The sequence below is a fragment of the Paenibacillus sp. FSL K6-1096 genome (assembly GCF_037977055.1).
GTDB lineage: Bacteria > Bacillota > Bacilli > Paenibacillales > Paenibacillaceae > Paenibacillus_AQ.
Genome location: NZ_CP150274.1, coordinates 5,732,281 through 5,753,095, shown reverse-complemented (window position 1 = coordinate 5,753,095; position 20,815 = coordinate 5,732,281). Strand labels below are relative to the sequence as shown.

At 51.5% G+C, this 20,815-nt stretch carries 19 protein-coding genes; 6 read left to right on the top strand and 13 right to left on the bottom strand.

Translation table 11 applies throughout. The features are described 5' to 3' along the window. Positions 1-134: 134 nt before the first annotated feature. From MHI24_RS25400 to MHI24_RS25385, 4 genes are all read right to left on the bottom strand, one after another. Positions 135-821: an ABC transporter permease gene (locus MHI24_RS25400; protein WP_340022334.1), complete on the bottom strand. Its 687-nt coding sequence runs from the start codon at positions 819-821 to the stop codon at positions 135-137. Continuing rightward, positions 814-1,731, bottom strand: a complete 918-nt coding sequence (locus MHI24_RS25395; RefSeq protein WP_340022333.1) for an ABC transporter ATP-binding protein — start codon at positions 1,729-1,731, stop codon at positions 814-816. Before MHI24_RS25395 ends, MHI24_RS25400 begins: the two co-directional genes overlap by 8 nt. A 102-nt stretch (positions 1,732-1,833) precedes the next feature. Beyond that, the gene (locus MHI24_RS25390; RefSeq protein ID WP_340022332.1) at positions 1,834-2,769 is read right to left on the bottom strand and encodes a sensor histidine kinase; all 936 of its coding nucleotides are present in this window, start codon (positions 2,767-2,769) and stop codon (positions 1,834-1,836) included. Beyond that, positions 2,769-3,512, bottom strand: coding sequence for a response regulator transcription factor (locus tag MHI24_RS25385; protein ID WP_340022331.1), 744 nt, complete (start codon positions 3,510-3,512; stop codon positions 2,769-2,771). Before MHI24_RS25385 ends, MHI24_RS25390 begins: the two co-directional genes overlap by 1 nt. Before the next feature lie 153 nt (positions 3,513-3,665). On the opposite strand from MHI24_RS25385, the gene MHI24_RS25380 reads away from it, so the two are divergent. Then, the gene (locus MHI24_RS25380; RefSeq protein WP_340022330.1) at positions 3,666-4,163 is read left to right on the top strand and encodes a DinB family protein; all 498 of its coding nucleotides are present in this window, start codon (positions 3,666-3,668) and stop codon (positions 4,161-4,163) included. Here MHI24_RS25380 and MHI24_RS25375 read toward each other — a convergent pair. The 4 genes from MHI24_RS25375 to MHI24_RS25360 all read right to left on the bottom strand — a co-directional run bounded on the left by MHI24_RS25375 (position 4,147) and on the right by MHI24_RS25360 (position 7,103). Further along, positions 4,147-4,758, bottom strand: a complete 612-nt coding sequence (locus MHI24_RS25375; protein ID WP_340022329.1) for a phosphoribulokinase — start codon at positions 4,756-4,758, stop codon at positions 4,147-4,149. The genes MHI24_RS25380 and MHI24_RS25375 overlap by 17 nt on opposite strands. A 60-nt stretch (positions 4,759-4,818) precedes the next feature. Continuing rightward, entirely contained in the window at positions 4,819-5,847 is a 1,029-nt protein-coding gene (locus tag MHI24_RS25370; protein ID WP_340022328.1) for an alpha/beta hydrolase family protein, read from the bottom strand. A gap of 50 nt (positions 5,848-5,897) precedes the next feature. Further along, positions 5,898-6,152: a cold shock domain-containing protein gene (locus MHI24_RS25365; protein WP_238653243.1), complete on the bottom strand. Its 255-nt coding sequence runs from the start codon at positions 6,150-6,152 to the stop codon at positions 5,898-5,900. 153 nt (positions 6,153-6,305) lie between these two features. Continuing rightward, on the bottom strand, positions 6,306-7,103 hold the full coding sequence (locus MHI24_RS25360) for an AraC family transcriptional regulator (RefSeq protein ID WP_340022327.1): 798 nt from the start codon (positions 7,101-7,103) through the stop codon (positions 6,306-6,308). A 134-nt stretch (positions 7,104-7,237) separates the two neighbouring features. Between MHI24_RS25360 and MHI24_RS25355 the strand changes: the two genes are divergently transcribed. After that, positions 7,238-9,487, top strand: coding sequence for an FAD-dependent oxidoreductase (locus MHI24_RS25355; RefSeq protein ID WP_340022326.1), 2,250 nt, complete (start codon positions 7,238-7,240; stop codon positions 9,485-9,487). A 268-nt stretch (positions 9,488-9,755) separates the two neighbouring features. Beyond that, on the top strand, positions 9,756-11,714 hold the full coding sequence (locus MHI24_RS25350) for a carbohydrate-binding protein (protein WP_340022325.1): 1,959 nt from the start codon (positions 9,756-9,758) through the stop codon (positions 11,712-11,714). A 68-nt stretch (positions 11,715-11,782) separates the two neighbouring features. Here MHI24_RS25350 and MHI24_RS25345 read toward each other — a convergent pair whose 3' ends face one another. The 3 genes from MHI24_RS25345 to MHI24_RS25335 all read right to left on the bottom strand — a co-directional run bounded on the left by MHI24_RS25345 (position 11,783) and on the right by MHI24_RS25335 (position 15,476). Beyond that, on the bottom strand, positions 11,783-12,412 hold the full coding sequence (locus MHI24_RS25345) for a hypothetical protein (protein WP_340022324.1): 630 nt from the start codon (positions 12,410-12,412) through the stop codon (positions 11,783-11,785). A 116-nt stretch (positions 12,413-12,528) separates the two neighbouring features. Further along, positions 12,529-13,644 carry a glycoside hydrolase family 88 protein gene (locus tag MHI24_RS25340; protein WP_340022322.1) on the bottom strand — a complete coding sequence of 372 codons (1,116 nt, stop codon included), beginning with the start codon at positions 13,642-13,644 and terminating at the stop codon, positions 12,529-12,531. A gap of 35 nt (positions 13,645-13,679) precedes the next feature. Further along, a complete protein-coding gene (locus MHI24_RS25335) occupies positions 13,680-15,476 on the bottom strand; it encodes a sugar-binding domain-containing protein (RefSeq protein WP_340022321.1) in 1,797 nt (598 codons plus the stop codon). A 226-nt stretch (positions 15,477-15,702) separates the two neighbouring features. Between MHI24_RS25335 and MHI24_RS25330 the strand changes: the two genes are divergently transcribed. Further along, on the top strand, positions 15,703-16,620 hold the full coding sequence (locus MHI24_RS25330; RefSeq protein ID WP_340022320.1) for an ArsR family transcriptional regulator: 918 nt from the start codon (positions 15,703-15,705) through the stop codon (positions 16,618-16,620). A 122-nt stretch (positions 16,621-16,742) separates the two neighbouring features. Here MHI24_RS25330 and MHI24_RS25325 read toward each other — a convergent pair whose 3' ends face one another. Further along, positions 16,743-17,417, bottom strand: a complete 675-nt coding sequence (locus MHI24_RS25325; RefSeq protein WP_340022319.1) for a TetR family transcriptional regulator — start codon at positions 17,415-17,417, stop codon at positions 16,743-16,745. Between the two features lie 83 nt (positions 17,418-17,500). Further along, positions 17,501-18,322 carry an oxidoreductase gene (locus MHI24_RS25320; protein ID WP_340022318.1) on the bottom strand — a complete coding sequence of 274 codons (822 nt, stop codon included), beginning with the start codon at positions 18,320-18,322 and terminating at the stop codon, positions 17,501-17,503. A gap of 212 nt (positions 18,323-18,534) precedes the next feature. Between MHI24_RS25320 and MHI24_RS25315 the strand changes: the two genes are divergently transcribed. Continuing rightward, positions 18,535-18,960 carry a hypothetical protein gene (locus MHI24_RS25315; RefSeq protein WP_340022317.1) on the top strand — a complete coding sequence of 142 codons (426 nt, stop codon included), beginning with the start codon at positions 18,535-18,537 and terminating at the stop codon, positions 18,958-18,960. A 437-nt stretch (positions 18,961-19,397) separates the two neighbouring features. After that, the gene (locus MHI24_RS25310) at positions 19,398-20,795 is read left to right on the top strand and encodes a SpoVR family protein (protein WP_340022316.1); all 1,398 of its coding nucleotides are present in this window, start codon (positions 19,398-19,400) and stop codon (positions 20,793-20,795) included. The last annotated feature ends 20 nt before the right edge of the window (positions 20,796-20,815 follow it).

Below are 20,815 nucleotides of genomic sequence, written 5' to 3'. Positions count from 1 at the left end.
TTATAGCAAAAAAATTGCAGATGGTCGCCACCAAAACATCGCATCCTGCCATCCGCATACAGCAAACAACCGCCCAATCCTCATGAAGGATTGGGCGGTTGTCTGTTTGATTCAGTGCCATACCGGATGCAGGCTTAACCTACATCCTGATGCTCAATATTGCGGATCGACAGATAGGCAATGAACGCACCGGCCAGGGCAAGCGTGACTGAAATTCCAAGCAGATTGCCCATGCGGAATTCGCCGAAGCCGGAGGAGATCACCATGACGATCAGGACGGCGGAGACAATCGTCGCCGGTACCGATTTGCGGCGCATTCCGAAGAATAACGGAATCAGTCCGATGCCGGCCGCATAGAGCGCATCTGTTCCGGCCCGCAGCAGATTCGAAACAATCAGCTCCCGGGTTAGAGATCCTTGAATCGCATCAGGAAATACATAAGTCACTCCTGCAAGAATGCTGCTGATCACCACATCCGACAGCAAAATGCCGAAGAAGGTAAACAGGAAAACAATGATCAGCTTGGCGGCCATGAGCATTTTGCGCGGCACCGGGTACATGAACAGTACTGTGATCGTATTGCTCTTGTACTCGTCGATCACCAGCTTGCTGAGCAGCACGGAGGCAAAGATGATATAGGTTGCTTTTACCAATACAGACACGCCTTGAAACACATTATCATACGACTCGAAGTCTCCCTCATCCATCCCGGTGAGAATCAGCAGAATCATAAACCCAAGGATCGCCAGATCTGCAATCAGCACACTCCGAAGGAACGTGAACTTGCTCTTGCGCAGCTCCAGCCGCATCAGCTTAAGCATGGCGGGCACCTCCCATCAGTTCTACGAAATGATCTTCAAGAGAATGATGCTTCTTGCTCAGGCTCTCCAGCCCGACCTCGGCTTCTACCAGTGCCTTGCTCAGCGTTAGCTGCGGGATATCCTCATAGATACGGATGGTGCGCGGGTCCAGTACCTTGAAGTTGGTCAGGCCCAGCTTGTGCGACAGAACGTATACCGCCTTCGTGCTCTCCCCTGTAATCAGCTCAATGTACTGTGTATTCTGGCTGCGGATCGTATCCATCGCCACCTGCTCGACCAGCTTGCCTTCGCGAATAACGCCAACCGTATCGGCAACCTGCTCAATTTCCCCAAGAAGGTGGCTGGAGATCAGCAGGGTCATCCCGTATTCCCGGCTTAACATGCGGAACACCTCGCGCAGCTCCATAATGCCCATCGGGTCCAGCCCGTTGATCGGCTCATCCAGAATGAGCAGCTCCGGCTTCGTCATCACCGCTCGGGCAATACCCAGCCGCTGCTTCATCCCCAGTGAGAAGTTCTTCACTGGCTTACTGTCCACGGCTCTCAGCTTGACCAGCTCAAGTGCTTCCTCTACCGCGTTAGCATCATAAAAGCCCATATACTCCCCGTGCAGCGCCAGATTCTCGCGGGCACTCAGCTTATCGTAGAACACCGGATATTCAATGATGCTGCCCATGCGCTTCAGCATTTCGTAGGAGCGGGCGGTCATCTTTTCACCGAAGAATTCAATCTCTCCTGCGGTCGGCTTCACGAGGTTCGTGATCATCTTCATCACGGTCGTTTTGCCGGCGCCGTTGGGTCCCAGGAACCCGTAGATTTCACCCTGCCTGATCTCCATGTTCACACTGCTTACGATTTCCTTATCCTGATAGACCTTGGTTAAATCCCATGTCCGCAGTATCGTCGTCATTTCCGTTATCCCCTTTAGCCTCTTGTTTGTCTTCCTGATACTGATTCTACAGGGCGGAATTTGCTTTTATCTTACTGAAATCTTACTTAATTCTTAAGAAGCTCAGAAGGTGTGCCGGGGAAAAGAAAGCGTAAACGCCGTCCGGACATACGGCTGGCTGCTCAGCGAGATCGTCCCGTTCATCTGCTCGGTCAGCCGCTTCGAGATGGTCAGCCCCAGCCCGCTGCCCTGGTAATCGCGGTTGCGCGAATCCTCCAGGGTGTACAGCCGCTCAAACACCTTGTCCTCATGGCCCTCGGCGATGCCCTTGCCCCGGTCCCAGACCTCGATGTATACCCGTCCGGTATCCGCATACAGCCTCAGTCCAAGCACTCCGCCAGCATCGCCGTAAGTAATACTGTTGGACAGCAGATTGGACAGCACCCGGTCCAGCGCCTCATCGTTGCCCATGATGTAGAGCGGCTCATCGGGGATCTCGATCTCCACCTCGGCGCCCTTGGCACTAAGGAGATCGTAGAAGGCCAGAATATTGCGGCGGCATACCTCGCCCAGCTCAATCCGGGATAACACAATGTTCCGGTCCCCCGACTCCAGCTTGGCCAGATCGAAGAAGCGGTTCATCAGCGTAATCACCTCTCCAGCCTTGGCGTGGATGGTGCGCAGGATGCGCTGCTGCTCCTCTGCGGAGACCGTCTCATCATGCAGCAGCGTCTCAATGTATCCGAGCACTACGGTCAGCGGGGTCTTCAGATCATGGGAGACATTGGCCAGCATCCCGCGCATCGATTTCTCCAGCCGGGCGCGCTGCACCGCCCCCTGATGGTTGATATCCAGCAGCCGGTTCAGGTCGGTCAGCAGCTGCTGCACCTGCGGACTCTGGCTCATCATCAAGAGCCGTTCATGCGTGCCCTGCTCCAGAATATGCTCCAGCTTGTGATGAATATAGTCAAGCTGGCGTGAATGCTTGCGTGCGCTCATGGATTGCAGCAGGATGATGATCAACAACAGCACAACCAGTATGGACAGCAGGATAATCATTACGGCAGGTCCCCCAGCTTGTAGCCGATCCCCCACAGTGTGCGGATATATACCGGATGAGACGGATCCTCCTCAATCTTCTCGCGCAGTCTGCGCATATGTACATTAATGACATTCTCGTCGCCGAAATAGTCTTCCTCCCAGACGAGGCTGTAGATTTGCGCCTTCGTGAAGACCCTTCCGGGATTGCTGACGAACAGCTTCAGGATGTGGAATTCCTTGGCCGTGAGCTTCACATTCTCCCCGTTCTTCAGCACAGCGAAGTTATCGAGATCCACAGTTAATCCGCCCCGCGTAATTATCTTGGGTTCCGGCTGCGGCTCCGTTCCGGGCGGCGTGAGGCTGCCAACGGCCGCCTGGCTTCCGGCGGCTGCATAACCGGCCCGGCGGATCGCCGCCTTCACCCGGGCCGCCAGCTCAATCATCGAGAACGGCTTGGTGATATAATCATCCGCACCGAAGCCCAGCCCCAGTGCCTTGTCCACATCGCTGTCCTTCGCCGACATGATCAGCACCGGCACCAGACTGCCGCCGCGGATGATCTGCAGCACATCGGTGCCGCTGCGCTTCGGCAGCATCAGATCCAGCAGCACCAAGTCGTACGCCGGACTGCCAAGGAACCTGCTGACCGCTGCCTCTCCATCGTAAGCGGTATCTACTATATAGCCTTCCCTGGTCAGATAAGAGCTGACCATCTCGCTGATTGCTTCATCATCCTCAATCAGCAGCACTCTCTGCTGCATAATGAACCTCCTGTATGACTGACATTCTATCCGTAGATTATACCACTGTTCATGCCGGTTCTAACAAACCTGACAGGCTGCCGTCAGGTTACTTCAGGTATAGTAGTCTATATAGCACTTTTATCCAATACTACTTGAGAAGGTGGAATGATCGTGGCAGCCAAAACCAACATGCAGCTTATTCAGGAATATGAAGCTCTGATTCCCTACATTGAATCTCTTGCCAAACTTGAGCCTGGCGTCTGGGTGACACCACTGGAGCCAGGCAAATGGTCCCTTAAAGACCTGCTGTGTCACCTGATGCTGTGGGACAAGTATTTCTATGAAGCCGCTTTTGTAAGCATCCGGGAGGGCCGTCCGCTGACCTCTCAGCATTTGAACTTCAATGAGTTTAATGCCAATGCCGTCCGTTATGCGGAGACTGTGAGCGTACAGGAAGCGATCAGCCAATTCATTCTCTACCGGCGCAAAATCACCAGTTACGCCGCCTCCCTGAGCGATGAAGCTCTGGAGCAGACCTACAAGGATGGCGACGGCAAAGCCTTCAGCATCCGCAAGCATCTGCGCGGCTTTCTTCCGCATGACAAGCACCATAAGAAGCAGATTGAGAGGTTTCTGAAGACGCTTCAAGCCGTCAAGGCTGATTCCTGATGACGATGTCGAAATTCTCATGATAGGGATGCATGAATAATTCATATTGAATCCTGCGCTGCTCATGGGATTTCAGCAGGTAAGCGAGTTCTGTCCCCCGCTCGGCCACATCACGGACCCCTCTGCGTTCCAGCTCGGTCTCGCCATCAGTATACAGATAGATTGTGAGATCGTATAACGCCGGGTCCGTGAACGCCACGCTCATCCCCTCGATAATATTAAGCTTGCGGTCAGGCGTGAGCCGTGTGCTCTCCGCATAATGGGTTGCTATCGAATACAGCTCCAGCCCGTCCCGCAGCATCCGGATGTCCCGCTCCAGCGCACTGGCATGATGGGCGGACGGGTGGCAGGCTGTCATTTTGTCGCGGTAATGTTCACCGTTGTATTCATATTCGATCATAGCGTACTTCCTGAGATCAGACCCGATAATGTAAGGATCAGTATTTAGAACATTCACCGTATCCTGCCCCAGACGGCTTATCAGCTCGGTGGCAAACGTTGTTTTGCCGGAGGCACCGTGGCCCGAGATGCCGATAATGATCCGCTCCTCCCGGCTGCCAATCCATTCAGTTATCCGCTGTATTTCCTGTTCCATTCCAGTTCAAGCCTCCGCGATTCTGCAGGACCATCCTGCGATTGTTGCTTCTGTCCAGTGTCAGACTCCGGCAAGCTGTCTCCGCAGCCACGTATATGCCGGTCCGCCGTGAATCTCATGTCCCCCGCTGAAAAAGTCAGCTTCTACCTGTTCCTCGCTGCCTGCCGCCCTGTAAATGTCCTTCAGCCTGGCTAACGCTGTCCGGGCGGCTTCCGGTCCGAACAGGTGGTCACGGTCCCCCGACTCCAGGAACAGGCTGCGGGGAGCGATTAGGCCAAGTAAATCCGGCATCTCTGCCTCCAGCAGAATCGCCGGGATGTAATTATCCAGACAATGGCTTCGCGCAAGAATGCTGTCAGCGAATGTGCTAGCGTACCCGCTGACCACCGCACAGTGAATCCGTTCATCCAGAGCAGCCGTGAAGCCGGCCACCAGCCCGCCGCCGGAAATGCCCATGATGCCGATCCGGCCGCTATGGACCTCTTCCCGTGCCAGCAGATAATCCAGCGCCCTCATCGTCTCATAGATCCGGTAACCTGCCATGGTCTGACCCGCCAGCAGCAGCGCAGAGGACAGCCGGAAGCAGGAATTGCGGCCGGGCTCTCCGCTCTCCGCATCCTCGGCCAGCCGCCTGTCTCCGAAGCCCAGCACCTCCGGTGCAGCAACCACGAAGCCCTGCTTCACCAGCGAGACGGCAAAATCCTTATGCAGCCCCGGGTCGCCTGTGCGTTCCGACCCGTCCGGGCTCAAGCCGGTGATCTCCCGGCTGCCATAGCCGTGTCCGTGAATCGCCAGTACTGCCGGGCAGGGGGAAGAGACCGGCTCCTGCGGAAGCAGCAGATAGAGCGGCATTCTGAGTCCTTCATAAGTGGTAATCTCTACACGTTCACGTATGTATCCGCTGCAGACGGTCCGCTCCAGCAGCAAAGGTGCAAGCGCCGCCGACTGCGCGGGGAAGCCGCCCAGCCGCTTCGCGAACCTCTCAGCAAGAGCGGCCCGCCACTTCCCAAAGGGCAGCTCCTTATGGAAGGCTGCGCTCTGCGCGGCAGCAGCGGTGAGCTGCTTCATATAGTGTTCCAGTGATTCCATTAGCGTGGGTCCCCCGTTCATCTGTCTTTTTTACAAAATGCCTGCCTGCTCTAATCCTCCAGTACCCGCACATTCTTAGCTGTCCTGTACTGGGAATCTGAGATGTTCGGGAATTCGCATAAATCAAAGGCCACCTGCTGCCCCTCCTCCAGGAATCTGAAGCCTTGCGGGCCCTTAAGCGGGTCCGGCAGAATCTCGCTGAAATGTACAAAAACATGCTCCCCGTCCTGCCCGTCCAGCATAATCCGCCCGTACCCTTCATCTGCCTTGTACCATTTGACAATTCCGCATCTTCGCTCTGCCATTGGGATGCCTCCTCATTGGTCAAAATCGGCAATAAGCAATCCTTTGTGCCCTTCCTTTATCTGTATATTCATATTCTAACACAACAATGGAAGCTTATTTCCAAACAAAAACCGAATCTTCCACGGCATTGTCATAAGTCAGGCAGGTTAGCGCTATAAGCGGTGCTGCCTGCGGTATTGCGACGGCGTGATTCCCAGCTTCGCTGTGAACACCCGGCTGAGGTAAAAGCCGTTCTCATAGCCGCACTGCTGGGCAATCAGGTCGATGGACTGCGTGGAATCCTCCAGCAGCCGGCAGGCACGCTTAAGCCTGAGTCCGGTCACGAATTCCGAAGGGGTCGTCCCATAGGCAGACCGGAATTGTCTTGTCAATTGAACCGGGGTAAGCTCCAGCAGCCGGGCCAAATGACTCATACTCATAGAGGTACCGGCATGCTCCTCCAGCCATTGCCTGGCCTGCTGCATCAGCGGACCGGGACGGGCCTCTGCGGATTGCTGATTGTGCGCCGCGCTGCTGTGTTCAATTTCAAGTAACCTCCACAGGTCCTCCACCATATGCTTCATCCTGCCAAGCGCAGGCTCGCCCAGCACTCCTCTGCCGATGCTCCGCAGATAACGGTACGTTGACCTGAGACGCTCCGCATCCCGGACGGTCCATTTGCCCGCAAGCAGGGCGTCCTCTTCGGACTTCCCTTCCTCTTCCCATATGAATTGAATGAAGTGGAAGGTTAGAGCGGTGAGTGTTCTCCGGTAAAAAGCTGTCTTGGGCGGACATACAATAAGGTCCCCGAATCCGCCTTCCCCTTCGTGCTCACCGAACCGGTAAGCGAATTGTCCTTGCTCGACCGCGAAGATCGTCCATACCGGATAGGTATCATGCTCCAGCAGAAAATGCTTTTTCTGATCCCAATAGAGATAGGTTGCCGGCTGGACGGACCAGTGTGTACGCATGCCTTATCCTCCCCGTATGATGCTATTGAAATAAAGTATATATTCTTAGAAATTACATGCATGTTAATTGGTTATCAATTCAACTATCATGAAATTACGGATATATTAACACACACCAAAGGAGAGATACAACAATGCGTAGTGAAACGGTTAATACCGATGTAACTGTCGTGGGTGGCGGACTGGCGGGGGTATGTGCGGCAATTGCGGCAGCACGGCTGGGCCAGCGTGTGGCGCTGATTAATAACCGGCCGGTGCTGGGCGGCAACTCCAGCAGTGAGGTGCGGGTATGGGTATGCGGCGCAACCTCGCACGGCACTCACCGGTATGCCCGTGAGACGGGGATTATGGGCGAGCTGTTTGTGGAGAACCAGTACCGCAACAAAGACGGCAATCCTTATCTGTGGGATATGGTCGTACTGGAGGCGATTAAGGCCGAACCGAATATCCAGCTATTCCTGAATACAGATGTGCATGAGGTCGATGCTTACGAGGACGGCAGTGGCGGGCGGAGCATCCGCTCCGTCACAGGCTGGATGATGGGCTCGGAGCGGAGAATTACTTTTGAAAGCGCAGTCTTTCTGGATTGTACGGGGGACGGCCTGGTAGGGTTCCTGGCAGGTGCTGAATTCCGGCTCGGCCGCGAAGCGCGTGAAGAATTCAATGAAGAATGGGCACCGGAGACGCCGGATGACATTACGCTGGGCAGCACCCTGCTCTTCTACACCAAGGACGCCGGCCATCCGGTCAAATATATTGCTCCGGCTATGGCTATCGATGTTACTCAGACCTCGATTACCGAGCGCCGTATCATCCGCAGCGGCGACAATGGCTGCGCCTACTGGTGGATTGAATTCGGCGGGGAGCAGGATACCGTTCATGACAATGAGGCGATCCGCGACGAGCTGTGGTCGGTTATCTACGGAATCTGGGACTATATTAAGAACTCCGGCAAATTCGATGCAGACCAGATGACCCTCGAATGGGTCGGCTCGATTCCCGGCAAACGCGAGTACCGCCGGTTCATAGGCGATTATATTCTGAATCAGAACGATATCCTGGCACAACGCGAATTCCCGGACCGCGTAGCCTTCGGCGGCTGGTCCATTGACCTGCATCCGCCGCAGGGCGTGTACGCTACAGAATCAGGCTCGAAGCATATGTACTCGGACGGCAACTATCACATCCCGTTCCGTTCGCTGTATTCCGTGAACGTCAGCAATCTGCTGATGGCCGGCCGCGACATTAGCGCTACGCATGTAGCGTTCGGCACGACCCGCGTCATGGCCACCTGCGCGGTCATCGGCGAAGCCGCCGGTACCGGTGCTGCGCTCTGCGCCGCCAAGGGAATCACGCCGCGCGAATTGCAGGCGGAACACCTGCAGGAGCTGCAGCAGACGCTGCTCCGCCAGGACGCTTCTGTCCTCGGGCTGCGCAACGAGGATGAAGCCGATCTGGCGCTGGCGGCCGCAGTCAGCGCCTCCAGCGAACGCAGCCGGTTCAGCGTGGAGGCTTCAGCGTTCAGCGTTCCACTAACCAATAACATCGGCATCACCGTTCCGGTTGATCCTGAGCTGGACGGGATCGAGCTGCTGATCGATGCAGCCGAAGCCGGAGAGTTGACGGTCGAGTTATGGGAGACCGGACGGCCGGAGAATTATGTTCCCCATACGCTGATTCAATCTGCATCCGCTCCCGTCCAGACCGGACCCGCGCAGTGGGTGAAGCTCCCGCTGCAATGGAAGCCGGAGACACCGCGCAACGCGTTCCTGGTCGTGAAGGCTAACGCTGCACTGTCGCTGCATATGGCAGATGAGCCGGCTTCGGGGATGCTTGCCTACGGGCATAGCGACACTCCCGCAGCCTCGCGGGATTTCGCGGATCAACCCGCCCAGCCGGTAGTACTGTGGGACAAAAAGAAATTTGACCACAACGCTCCGTGCCTCCGCCTGACCGGGACCACCCGCGCCTTTGCGGCGGACAAAGTGATTGACGGCTACCTGCGTCCGTACGGCGGCCCGCATCTGTGGTCCTCGGACCATATGGCCTCCGGCCAGCCGGAATGGCTGGAGCTGGCCTGGAATGAGCCGGTAACGCTGCGCGAGGTTCATGTTACCTTCAATGACGATGTGAACGAGGACCTGATCAACCTGCATCACCATATCACAGACGCCGAGATCCTGCCTACACTGGTCAAGGATTACCGGATCGAAGCCTACATCAGCGGGGAATGGACTGTGATTGCAGAAGCACAGGGCAACTATAAGCGCAAGCGGGTACACACGCTGAGCGAGGCCGTGACCACCGGCCGTCTGCGGGTCGTGGTTCTGGAGACCAACGGCAGGGAGTATGCGGAGATTATTGAGGTGCGGGTGTACGGTTAAGGGAGCGGACTATTAGGCCATGTCGGAAAACTCTTCATTGAGCCGGCTTCACACTGCATTTTTTGGAAAAGAATAAGAATGTGCAGGGGAGGGATTTCCGCAGGGCGGAGATTGCCTCCTTTTGCTGTATACAGCTGCTGCAGAAATCTGCCCTTAATGTGGGATTACCCGCCTTATCCGGATGCGTCTATCAAACTATAATCAGGTTGTAAGCGAATACAAAAGGATAGATAGTATTTTCTAAAAAATATGAAAGAGGTGTTCATTTATGTTCAAACGGTTAAGGTTATTAAGTTTAATTGTTTGTATGCTCGCCAGTATTGTAGCTGTCGTTCCTTTAACAGCAAACGCGGCGGGTACAATTGTGAGCTATCCACTACCATCGGTCTATACCACGACCAGTCAATACACGGTAACAGCAGACTCTACCAATATACCGGTCATCGACACTTCAGAGGTATTTGTAAACTATAATTATTGTAATTTCTCTTTTTCAGGTACGACTACCATCACAATAACAGCCAGCGAGCCTATCAATACCTATAATATTTCTCCCAAAGCATTGGGAATCACTGCAACCAAGAGCGGGAATACACTTACCTTTACCCTTTCATCGCCAACCTATCTTATCGTTAAAATCAATAACCTGAAGGATCTGGTGATTGCGGCAGATGCGCTTGAAACCAATGTTCCGGCCTCATCCGGTTCAGGGATATACAATGTTAAAACCCAGTACGGTGCTGACAGTACCGGTGCCACATTGGCTACAACGGCCATACAGAATGCCATTAATGCGGCTAACGCAGCAGGCGGCGGTATCGTATACGTTCCAGCCGGTGTGTACAAGAGCGGAAACATTGTTCTAAAAAGCAATGTCTCGGTTTATCTGGAGGGTGGTTCGGTTATACGGGGTTCAGGAAATCCAAGCGATTACACTACCCATTTCCATAAGAACTCTCTGAATAAGGATGGAACCTGGTTTATTTATACCGAAACCAATGCCAACAATATTAAGATATACGGCAGGGGAACTATTGACGGCAATGGCCATTATATGAGGAATACAAACAATTATTTGAACAATATTCTTGTCCCCTTGCAGTGTAGCAACTTCACGGTTGACGGCATCACCATCAGAGACAGCGGCGGCTGGGCTACAATCGTTACCAGATCGAATAACGTAACCTTCCAGAACACCAAGCACTTCAACAACAATGAGCTGGATTATGAGAATGATGCCATAGACATTCAAGAGAGCCAGAATGTACTCATCAAGCACACTGTAGCCGTATCGGAGGATGACACCTACTCTTTTAAGACATGGGATGTAGCCACTACGGATATCGCTGCAAACTGGCCGGGAACTCCTGAGAACCAGTCCAATGTAGTTGTGGATGATGCTTTGGCTTGGAGCAGATGCGGAGCATTCAAGGTTGGAGATGGAGTGAAACAGCTTCAGGACGGCATTGTTGTTAAAAACTCTTTTGTATACCGGTGCTGGCGCGCTTTAGCAGTAGGTCATCTATATGGAACTCCGGCAGCACAGAACATCATCTTTGATAATATCGATGTGGAAGGCTTCTGGCCAAGATCCGGTGTTCACTCCAGATGGTTCGATCTGTCGGCCAAAACCGGTCCGATCAAAAATGTGGTCTATAATAATATCAATTTACGCGCTTTAGGTGAGGTTTCCATCATGAAGGGCTGGAGTGATACCGCTACTGTCTCTGGAGTTACAATCAATAATGTTCGCGTCGGTGGCGTTGCGGTAGATAATTTGACAGATTTGAAAATAACAGATACAAACAGCTATGCTGCAGCTCCCAAATTCAACACTTTGAAGTTTGAAGCGGAAGGCTATAACCTTAGCTCAGGTGTTCTTTCCTATGAGTCAAGCACTGACGGCGGGCTGAATGTGGGTGCCGGGACTAATGGGGACTATATCGCATTTAAAAATGTAGACTTTGGCAGTACAGCCAAAACAAGCATTGATCTGAAGGTTGCATCTGCTAACTCCGGCGGAAGAATTGAATTCCACCTGGACAGCCCTACTGGCACTATGCTGGGTTATTGGACAGCAGAAAGCACCGGCGGATGGCAGAAATGGTCGCTCAAGAATATCCCGATTAGTGCCGGAACAGCTGTAGGAAATCATACGGTATATGTTACTTTTGTGAAGTCCGATTCAAGCACAGTAGCCAATTTAACCTGGTTCCAGTTTAAATAAAACGGAAACAGTTTGATGGATGTTGAGCGGGGCCTGACTGCGGTCAGGCCCATTTGACGCGGGCGGAGCTATTGATCCGTCCACTGCTCAAAGAGGTTGTACAATTCATCAAGGCGTTCCTCGTCTTCGGCCGCGAACATTAGCAGATGGCCCCCGTTGTTGTTCATAATTACAATCAATTCACCCGGCCGGCCAAAAAAACGAACACCCGTGTACAAATCCGAATCCGCTTGGCGCGAGGGAAAGCTCTGCTCAATCCGCTCCACAGCAGCCTCATCAACCTCCCAATATTCTTCGCTGCTATACTCCATCGCCAGCACTGCCTGCATGTGGGCCATGGCCAGCAAAAATTCCTTAACAGACGAACGCAGGCGCTCCCATTCCTCTCCGCTGCGCACATAGACGGGAGGATTATCAAGCTTCATGTCCGCTGCACGGATTCCCCACACACAGGCTTCTTGATTTTCGGTATAAAAGATGCAGTAGTCTTCTTCCATATAACGCGGGAACTTGTGAGGCGGAACCAGAAAATCCTGGGTTGCGTTCAATGCTGAGTGGGCCCCAAGCTCCGTATAATACGTCCGCAGCACCTCCGGAATATGCCCGTAACGTTCTATCCACGGTGCCAACGAATCATTATCGAATCCGCATGGCTCCGTAATGTGGAACAGGTCCCGAATCGCTGTAAAGTCAGTCATTACATCTCTCTCCCCGTTCGCCAAAAAATTTTTATTGATGTAATCTTAACATAATTTATTGCGAAAAAAAGCCTAACCCTTTGGCGTACATGCTCAAGGATTAGGCTTTCTGCTGTTTAGTTTAACGCTTCATATAAAGCAATAAGAGCTAAGGACTGTCCGTACGCCATAGGTCTGAGGGCAATGTTCTTGTAATGGTCCTTATCCATGCCCATACCGGTTCCGGCCGACACATTCAGCACCGTTCCATCTGCGCTAATATTTTGACATACCGCCTGAATGGCCTTGTCTGCCGCAGCCTGATAAGAGGAATCCAGAATACCGGCTTTGATGCCTTTGATCATCCCTGCAGCGATTGCGGCCGACCCGGATACCTCTTCATAGCTGGACGGGTCCAGCAGGACGGTATGCCACAGACCGGATGCTGCCTGGAGGGATACCAGAGCATTGACCTGAGCCGTATACGTATCAATCAGAAACCGCCGGAGCCCCGGGCTAATCGAATCCTGGCAGGCTTCCAGGTAATCAACGATCCCGTACGTGAACCAGGAATTGCCGCGGCACCAGAAGATGCTGCCGAAATTATCATTGCGTTCGAAGCTCCAGCCGTGGAAGAACAGGCCGGTATGCTTGTCGAACAAATATTTGATATGGAGCAGAATCTGGTGTTCAGCCTCATGCGCCCACTCCGGCCGGTTAAACTTGTGCCCCGCCTGGTTCAGAAACAGCACCGCCATAAACAGCGTATCAATCCATAGCTGTCCGTTGTGCAGGTGAATTCCATCCCGGTTGCCAATGGCAGTGACCGTATGCTGAAAGCCGCCTTCTTTGGTTTTGGGCAGCTCATGAATGAGCCAATCCGCATGCTCCCGGCATAGCTCCTCCAGTTCACCGGAAGGCTCAAGCTGATCCAGGAGCAGCACCAAAGGCAGATATGGAGCGGTCGTATTAATGTTTTTGGAAGGCAGGCCCGCCTCCAGGTTACGGGAATACCAATTCCGGAAAAATTCCATATAACGCGTATCGCCATAATAGTTCTGCAGCTTGTAAAGACCATACAGGCCTACGCCCTGAGGCCAATCCCATTCTTCAATGCCGAAATCCCGCTGCACAATCCCTATTCTGGTCTCGGCCTGAACCACGGTTTTATCCTTTTCATAGTCGCTGCCGCCCAGGTTCATAAGCCTGTCTACGACCAGTCCGATTTTTTGCAGCAATCCTTCATTTGTCATAAATTCATCAGCTCCTTATTATTAAATAGGCACGGTTAAATGGTCCGCAGATGCCACTGATCGTTAATTTCTTTAATTAACGCCAGATCGCATTTAGGTGTCCGGTCATAGGCTACGAGGCCGTTAATCTCCTGCTCCACATCCGTTAACTGTGTATAACAATATCCATAAATAATCTTGGACGCGTATACCGCTTTCATGATTCTTCCGTATTCCTGAACAAGATCCTCTGCAGATTGTGCACTGGTATATCCCCAGCCGTCGTCAGTGCCGGCCTTATAGCTGATCCCCCCGAATTCAGTCAACAGGATGGGCTCGCCCCGGTGCTCATACCCGTCTGCATATACACTGCGGGCCGATGGCTTGGAAGCAAGCATGGTATCTTTGGTAGAAAGAATCCGCTTGAACTCTTCATACTTATCGGGCTCATCTGCCCGGCCGTGCTGATAATTGTGTACCGCACAAATGTCAGTCAGCGTCATTTCCCATCCGTCATTCGATATCACTAACCGGGTATCATCCAATGAATGAATCAGACTATACATGGCTACGCTGTGATACTGCTGCTGCTTATCCGATTTCACCATTGGAATCCCCCAGCTCTCGTTAAGCGGGACCCAGGCCACAATCGAGGGATGATTGAAGTCACGGTCGATAATCTCAATCCATTCTTTGGTTAACCGGGCTACAGCATCATTATTGTAAGAGGCGTTGGCCGCACATTCTCCCCATACGAGGAACCCTATACGGTCTGCCCAGTATAAAAACCGCGGGTCCTCGACCTTCTGATGCTTACGGCAACCGTTGAACCCTAATTCCTTAGCTAATTCAATATCCTTTTTCAGATGGTCATCCGTTGGCGCTGTAAGCAATCCTTCCTGCCAATACCCCTGGTCCAGTACAAGCTTCTGGTAATAAGGTTTGTTATTCAGATAGACCATACCATTCTCTGTATGAACCTTCCGCATGCCGAAATACGACTCTATCGAGTCCACCTCAACCCCGTGATCGTACAGCTTCATCTCCACATCGAACAAATTAGGAGCTTCCGGGCTCCATGTCCAGCCGGCGCGATGGAAGTTGGTACGGAATATTTTTAGACCAAACAGATCTACTATTCTGCTTGTTATAGGCTGTAATAATCGTACCCGGTCCTGAATCACAAGTGCTCCGCCAAAAGAAATACGAAGTTCCAAATCTAATTCTTCTGATCCATGCCCCTCCGATTTAACCTCTATCCCAACACTCCCATGGTCCAAATCCGGCGTAAATTTCACCTGCTGAATATGCACAGGGTTGACCGCCTCCAGCCACACGGTCTGCCAAATCCCGCTCGTGCGGGTATACCAGATGCTTTCCGGCTGCTCTATCCAGAACTGTTTGCCCCGAGGGATCGTCTCGTCTGTTGAAGGGTCCTCCACATGAACCGTTACCTGTTCCTCCTGTCCGGTCAAGGCATGGGTAATGTCAAAAGAAAATGAAGTGTGTCCTCCCTCATGCATCCCGATATATTGACCATTCACATACACCCAGGCTCTGTAATCTACCGCGCCAAAATGTAAAATCACCCGCTTCTGATACCAGTCCGGATCGAGTGTGAAATTGCGTTTATACCAGACATAGTCATGAAATGTGGTATCGTGTATTCCGCTGGCAGGGGTCTGAAAAGCAAAGGGAACCTGAATGGTCCGGCTGAAGCTTTCACCTGGATCAAACCATCGCTGCGCGGCTCCCTCATTCCTGTCATCAAATTCAAATTGCCACGTTCCATTTAAGTTAAGCCATGCGTCTCTGACGAACTGCGGACGCGGATATTCCATCCTGTGTGTCATTTAGCTTCAGCTCCCATCTTAGTAGTCCACAATAATAAAAGTTAACTTTTTATGGTTTTAATAGTCAATCTTCCTCGCGGGCAAGCAAATACTATCATGATGAAAGCGTTATTTCAAGGATATATCAGCGTTATCTGTGATTTTCAACTTTGTGGTATACTAAGTAAAATTAGCGCATAACCAGATTGTTTATTGTAAACCAAAAAGTTAACAACCGGAGGTCCATATGTTCTTAGAACTCGACGATCATGGTATTTCTGTTCTGAAAGCACTGGCATCGGACACCAGAGCTTCGATTCTTAGACTCTTACTGCATACACCGCTTACTGTCAGTGAGCTGGCCGCAAAACTTAACTTAAGCAAAGCGATCGTCTCACGCCATATCCGGTTACTGGAGGACGCCAGGATCATCAAGCTCCAGGACAACCTGGAGGCTGCCGACAGCCGAAAAAAGAATTTCATTGTTGCGGTGGATCATATTGCCCTCAACTTACCGCAGAAGCTCCATCTTCCTTTTAAAGTCATTACGAATGAAATCAAGCTGGGATACTATTCTAACTTCTCCGTCACCCCTACCTGCGGATTAGCCAGCCAGGCGAAAATTATCGGCAAGCTGGATGATCAACGGACCTTCGTCTCCAATGACCGGATCGAGGCTTCCTTACTTTGGTTTGCGGAGGGCTTCGTTGAATATATCATTCCGAATGAGTTCAACCACAATTTCACTGCCGAATTATTAGAGTTATCCTTGGAGCTATCTTCTGAGTTTCCTGAATCCAACAATAATTGGCCAAGTGATATTGCTTTTTATATCAACGATGTATTTTTAGGCACCTGGACGGCTCCAGGAAACTTCTCCGATGTGCGCGGGAAATTAACACCAACCTGGTGGAATAACGAACTCAGCCAGTACGGCCTGTTGAAGCATTTAAGAGTCACCAAGAACAATACCGGAATAGACGGTCAGAAAATATCATCGGTCACCCTTCCCCAGCTAAAAATCGAAGACTCCCCCTTCATCAAGCTGAGGATTGGGATTGACGGAAATTCCAACAACAAAGGCGGACTCACCATCTTCGGGGAGCACTTCGGAAACTATCCGCAGAATATTCTGCTTAAACTGTTCTATACGGAAGCGGAATAAGGGAGAATTAGGAGGCTGGGCTTCGACTCGCCAACATGCGCACGTAAAAAAGCTCTCCATGAACGATGCGGGATCGTTTTGGAGAGCTTTTGGTTACCCGAGAGCTGCAATGGTTGGTTCAGCTATTCAGCGGTGCGCTTCTGACGCTCACGTTCATATACGCCATCTAAATAATATTCCATGGCCTTGAGGGCATCCCTTTTGAAATCCAGCTTGAAGCCATCCAGTTTATGTTCGACGAGAACCTGGAGCATGGCCGCGGGAAAGCTGGCTGCATTCGCATATCCGATAATTATTGCATTTTGCGCCTGCAGCAATTCATAATAAGATTCCGCCGTGATAAAATCCAATCTTTCGCTCAATAAACGAACGATGGCATTCAATAAATTGAACAGGCCCAGACTGACCTTGGTAGCCGTATCATAATCCACATTTTTCTCCAGGATGGTACTCTTAATGGCAATCAGCCGGATAAAGACGGAATCCTGATCCAGAATACTCTCCATCTCTTTCAAGAACAGCACTTTAAACTCACTAAAGGTCATCGTTTCAATGGGCCGTAACAGGTCTTCAAACTGCTTAAACCGCTGCTCGTATTCCCTGAACACGATTTCCATAAACAGAGTTTCTTTGGTGCTGTAGTAATAGAAAAGGGTTCCATTTGACACCTTTGCTGCCTTGGCTATATCGGTCATTTTGATTTTTTCGAACGGATTCGTCTTGTAGATTTCATAAGCTGCATCCAGTATTAATTTGGCCTTCTCAGCCTTGGCACTGTCTGTCATTGCTCTTTTCATACCATCACCCCTGATCTTCAAATACCCGGATTGACTCCAAGTCAATGGTATGGCTTTACATGTATATTGTAAAGGTCTAATGTCTACTTCATCATACTCATGACCATACTGTCCATCGCTCTGTCACTGAGCACTCTGCTCATTATGATCGCGGGCTTAGCCATTTTCCCAAGGGCAATCCTTGTTTTGGGTTTTTGAGCTTTGATCGCCTGCAGCACCTTCTCTGCAACAACGGAAGGGGACAACGCCGCCCCCGGTTTATATGAATTGTGATGCACCTTCGCAACCGCCTTTGCCAGTTCCCGGTAGGGTCCGTTTCCGGAGTTCTTCAGCATCGGCGCTCCCGACACCTGGGCGAATTCCGTTTCGATCGAACCCGGTTCAATAAGAACGACTTCAATGCCGAATTTCTTCACTTCGAGCCGCAGGCAATCCGACCACCCTTCCAGCGCGTGTTTGCTTGCATGATACCATGCGCCGAGCGGAGCGTGGATTTTACCTGCGACAGAAGAGGTACTGATAATTTTCCCGCTTCCTTGCTTCCTCATATGCGGCAGAATAAGCTGTGTTATATAAGAAAGGCCAAAGAGATTCACCTCAAACTGATACCGCGCATCGCTCAGACTGACCTCCTCAACACTTCCATAAAGAGCATATCCGGCGTTATTAAAGAGCACATCAATTCTGCCTTGTTCCTTAATAATGGTATCCACACATGCTTTAATATCATTCTCTTGTGAAATGTCCATTTTCACCGTTATTGCTCCTAACTCCTTGAGCTCCTGCATGTGTTCCACCCGTCTTGCCGCAGCATAGACAATGTAACCTTCTGATAAAAGCCTCCTCGCCGTTTCCTTGCCGATTCCCGATGAAGCTCCAGTGATTAGAATAACCTTTTTGCTCATGAAAAAAGCCTCCTTATAATATAAATAAATCTCCCGCATATAATTGACTTTTAGTCAATGACTACGAGTCAATAATAATTGACTTGTAGTCGATTGTCAATGTACCTCACGCAAAAAGGCTCTCCATGAACGATACAGGATCGTTCTGGAGAGCTTTTTAATGGCAATATTCTGATACAATGAAAGGACAAGCCCAACTGGAGGTGCCAGCCGTGCAATGGAAAGAGGTTCGTAAGATTTATCCTGATCAATATGTTAAGCTGCAAATCCTTGCATCGCATACCGAAGGAAACATTAAATATGTTGATGATGTCGCCCTAATACGTGCTATCCAGGACCCGAAAGAAGCTACCAAGGAATTGCTGCAAGCCAAGGATGGGGTGATTGTGTCGCATACTGGAAATGAGGAGTTGAAGGTGGAGATTCGTGCTTTTAGAAAACCTAGATTAGCTCGAATGGTCAGAACACTTACAGACGAACAAAAGCAGCAAATGACCTCGGTCATATTCAAAGATGAAGATATTCTCTCCCAACTTCTGCAAGCTCAGAAGGACCGCATGGATGGAATCTCCACTTACAGTAATAGCGAAGAAGAGTTTGCCCAATTACTGGACAAAATCACCCTCCCGGAGGAATGAGATTACCTGCGTTTCAGCAGAATGTATACTGTTTTCCGCATACATTCGAGCCACATGCCTGCGTTACAGCACAATGTATGCTGTTTTCCGCATACATTCGGGCCACATGCCTGCGTTCCAGCAAATGTATGCTGTTTTCCGCATACATTCGGGCCACATGCCTGCGTTCCAGCAAATGTATGCTGTTTTCCGCATACATTCGAGCCACATGCCCACGCAACAGCAAATGTTTGCTGTTTTCCGCATACATTCAAGGCATCGCATCCTAAGAAGAACAAATAAATAGCTTAACCTCTTAGCGTAATCGCTATGGGCTAGGCTATCTTTGTACAAAAACTCATCTGTCCTCTAACGCCTGCGTATCCCCCATCATACTCCCTCCCCTCCCCCCATATACATAGGAAGAACGCTGCATATGCTGGAAGGAGAGATGGATCATGCCCGGTGAAGATGAGGTCAAGGCGCTGGAGCGGGCGATTGCCGAGATTACGGAGATTGCGTCCGGGTTCGGGCTCGATTTTTATCCGATGCGTTATGAGATATGTCCGGCAGATATTATTTATACCTTCGGTGCGTACGGGATGCCTACCCGGTTCGGGCACTGGAGCTTCGGCAAGACTTTTCATAAAATGAAATCCCAATACGACTTCGGCCTGAGCAAAATTTATGAGCTGGTGATCAACTCCAACCCCTGTTACGCCTTCCTGCTGGACGGCAACTCCCTGGTGCAGAACAAGCTGATTGTCGCGCATGTGCTGGCGCACTGCGATTTCTTCAAGAACAATATGCGCTTCTCCATGTCCAACCGGGATATGGTCGAGAGCATGTCCGCCACCGCTGACCGGATTAATGATTACTCAGTGACTTATGGTACCGATACGGTGGAGAGCTTCATTGATTCGGTGCTGTCCATTCAAGAGCATATCGATCCCAGCCTGATCCAGCCGCGCAAGCTGGGCAAGACCCATCTGCTCGAAGCCAAAATGAAGGAGCGCAAGGGCGCTACGCCGGGCAATTCCGGTCCCGCCAGTCCTTACAGTGAGCTGTGGGAGCTGGACCCGGATGAGTCTGCTGGGCCGGCACCTGACGCGAATAACAAGAAGCCTTTTCCCCCCGAGCCGGAAAAAGATATCGTCTGGTTCATCCAGCAATACTCCACGGTTCTGGAGGACTGGCAGCGCGACATCATGACGATGCTGCGTGACGAGATGCTCTACTTCTGGCCGCAGATGGAGACGAAGATCATGAATGAAGGCTGGGCCTCCTACTGGCATCAGCGGATTATGCGCGAGCTGGACCTGACGGCTGAAGAGACGGTGGAATACGCCAAGTTGAATTCGGCTGTGGTGCAGCCCTCACGCCAGAGCCTGAATCCCTATTATTTAGGACTCAAGATCTTCGAGGACATCGAAAAGCGCTGGGACCGGGACAAAATGTTCGAGGTGCGGGAGCTCGATTCCGACATCTCCTTCATCCGCAGCTATCTGTCGAAGGAACTGGTGAACGACCTAGACCTCTACGTATTCGAGAAGAAGGGCCCGGAATGGAAAATCACCGATAAAGCCTGGGAAAATGTGCGCGACCAGCTTGTGCTGGCCCGGGTCAACGGCGGCTCGCCCTATCTTGTCATTGAGGATGCCGATTATGAGCGGAACGGGGAGCTGCTGATCACCCACCGCTACGAGAGCATTGAGCTGGACCTGAAATATCTGGAGCGCACACTCCCGCATATTTACGCGCTATGGGGACGGAGCGTTCATCTGCAGACGGTGGTGGAAGACAAAAAAGCCCTTTTTACCTATGACGGCAAAAAGGTGCAGCGGAAGTTTCTGTAAAGTATATGTATCGGTTCTTA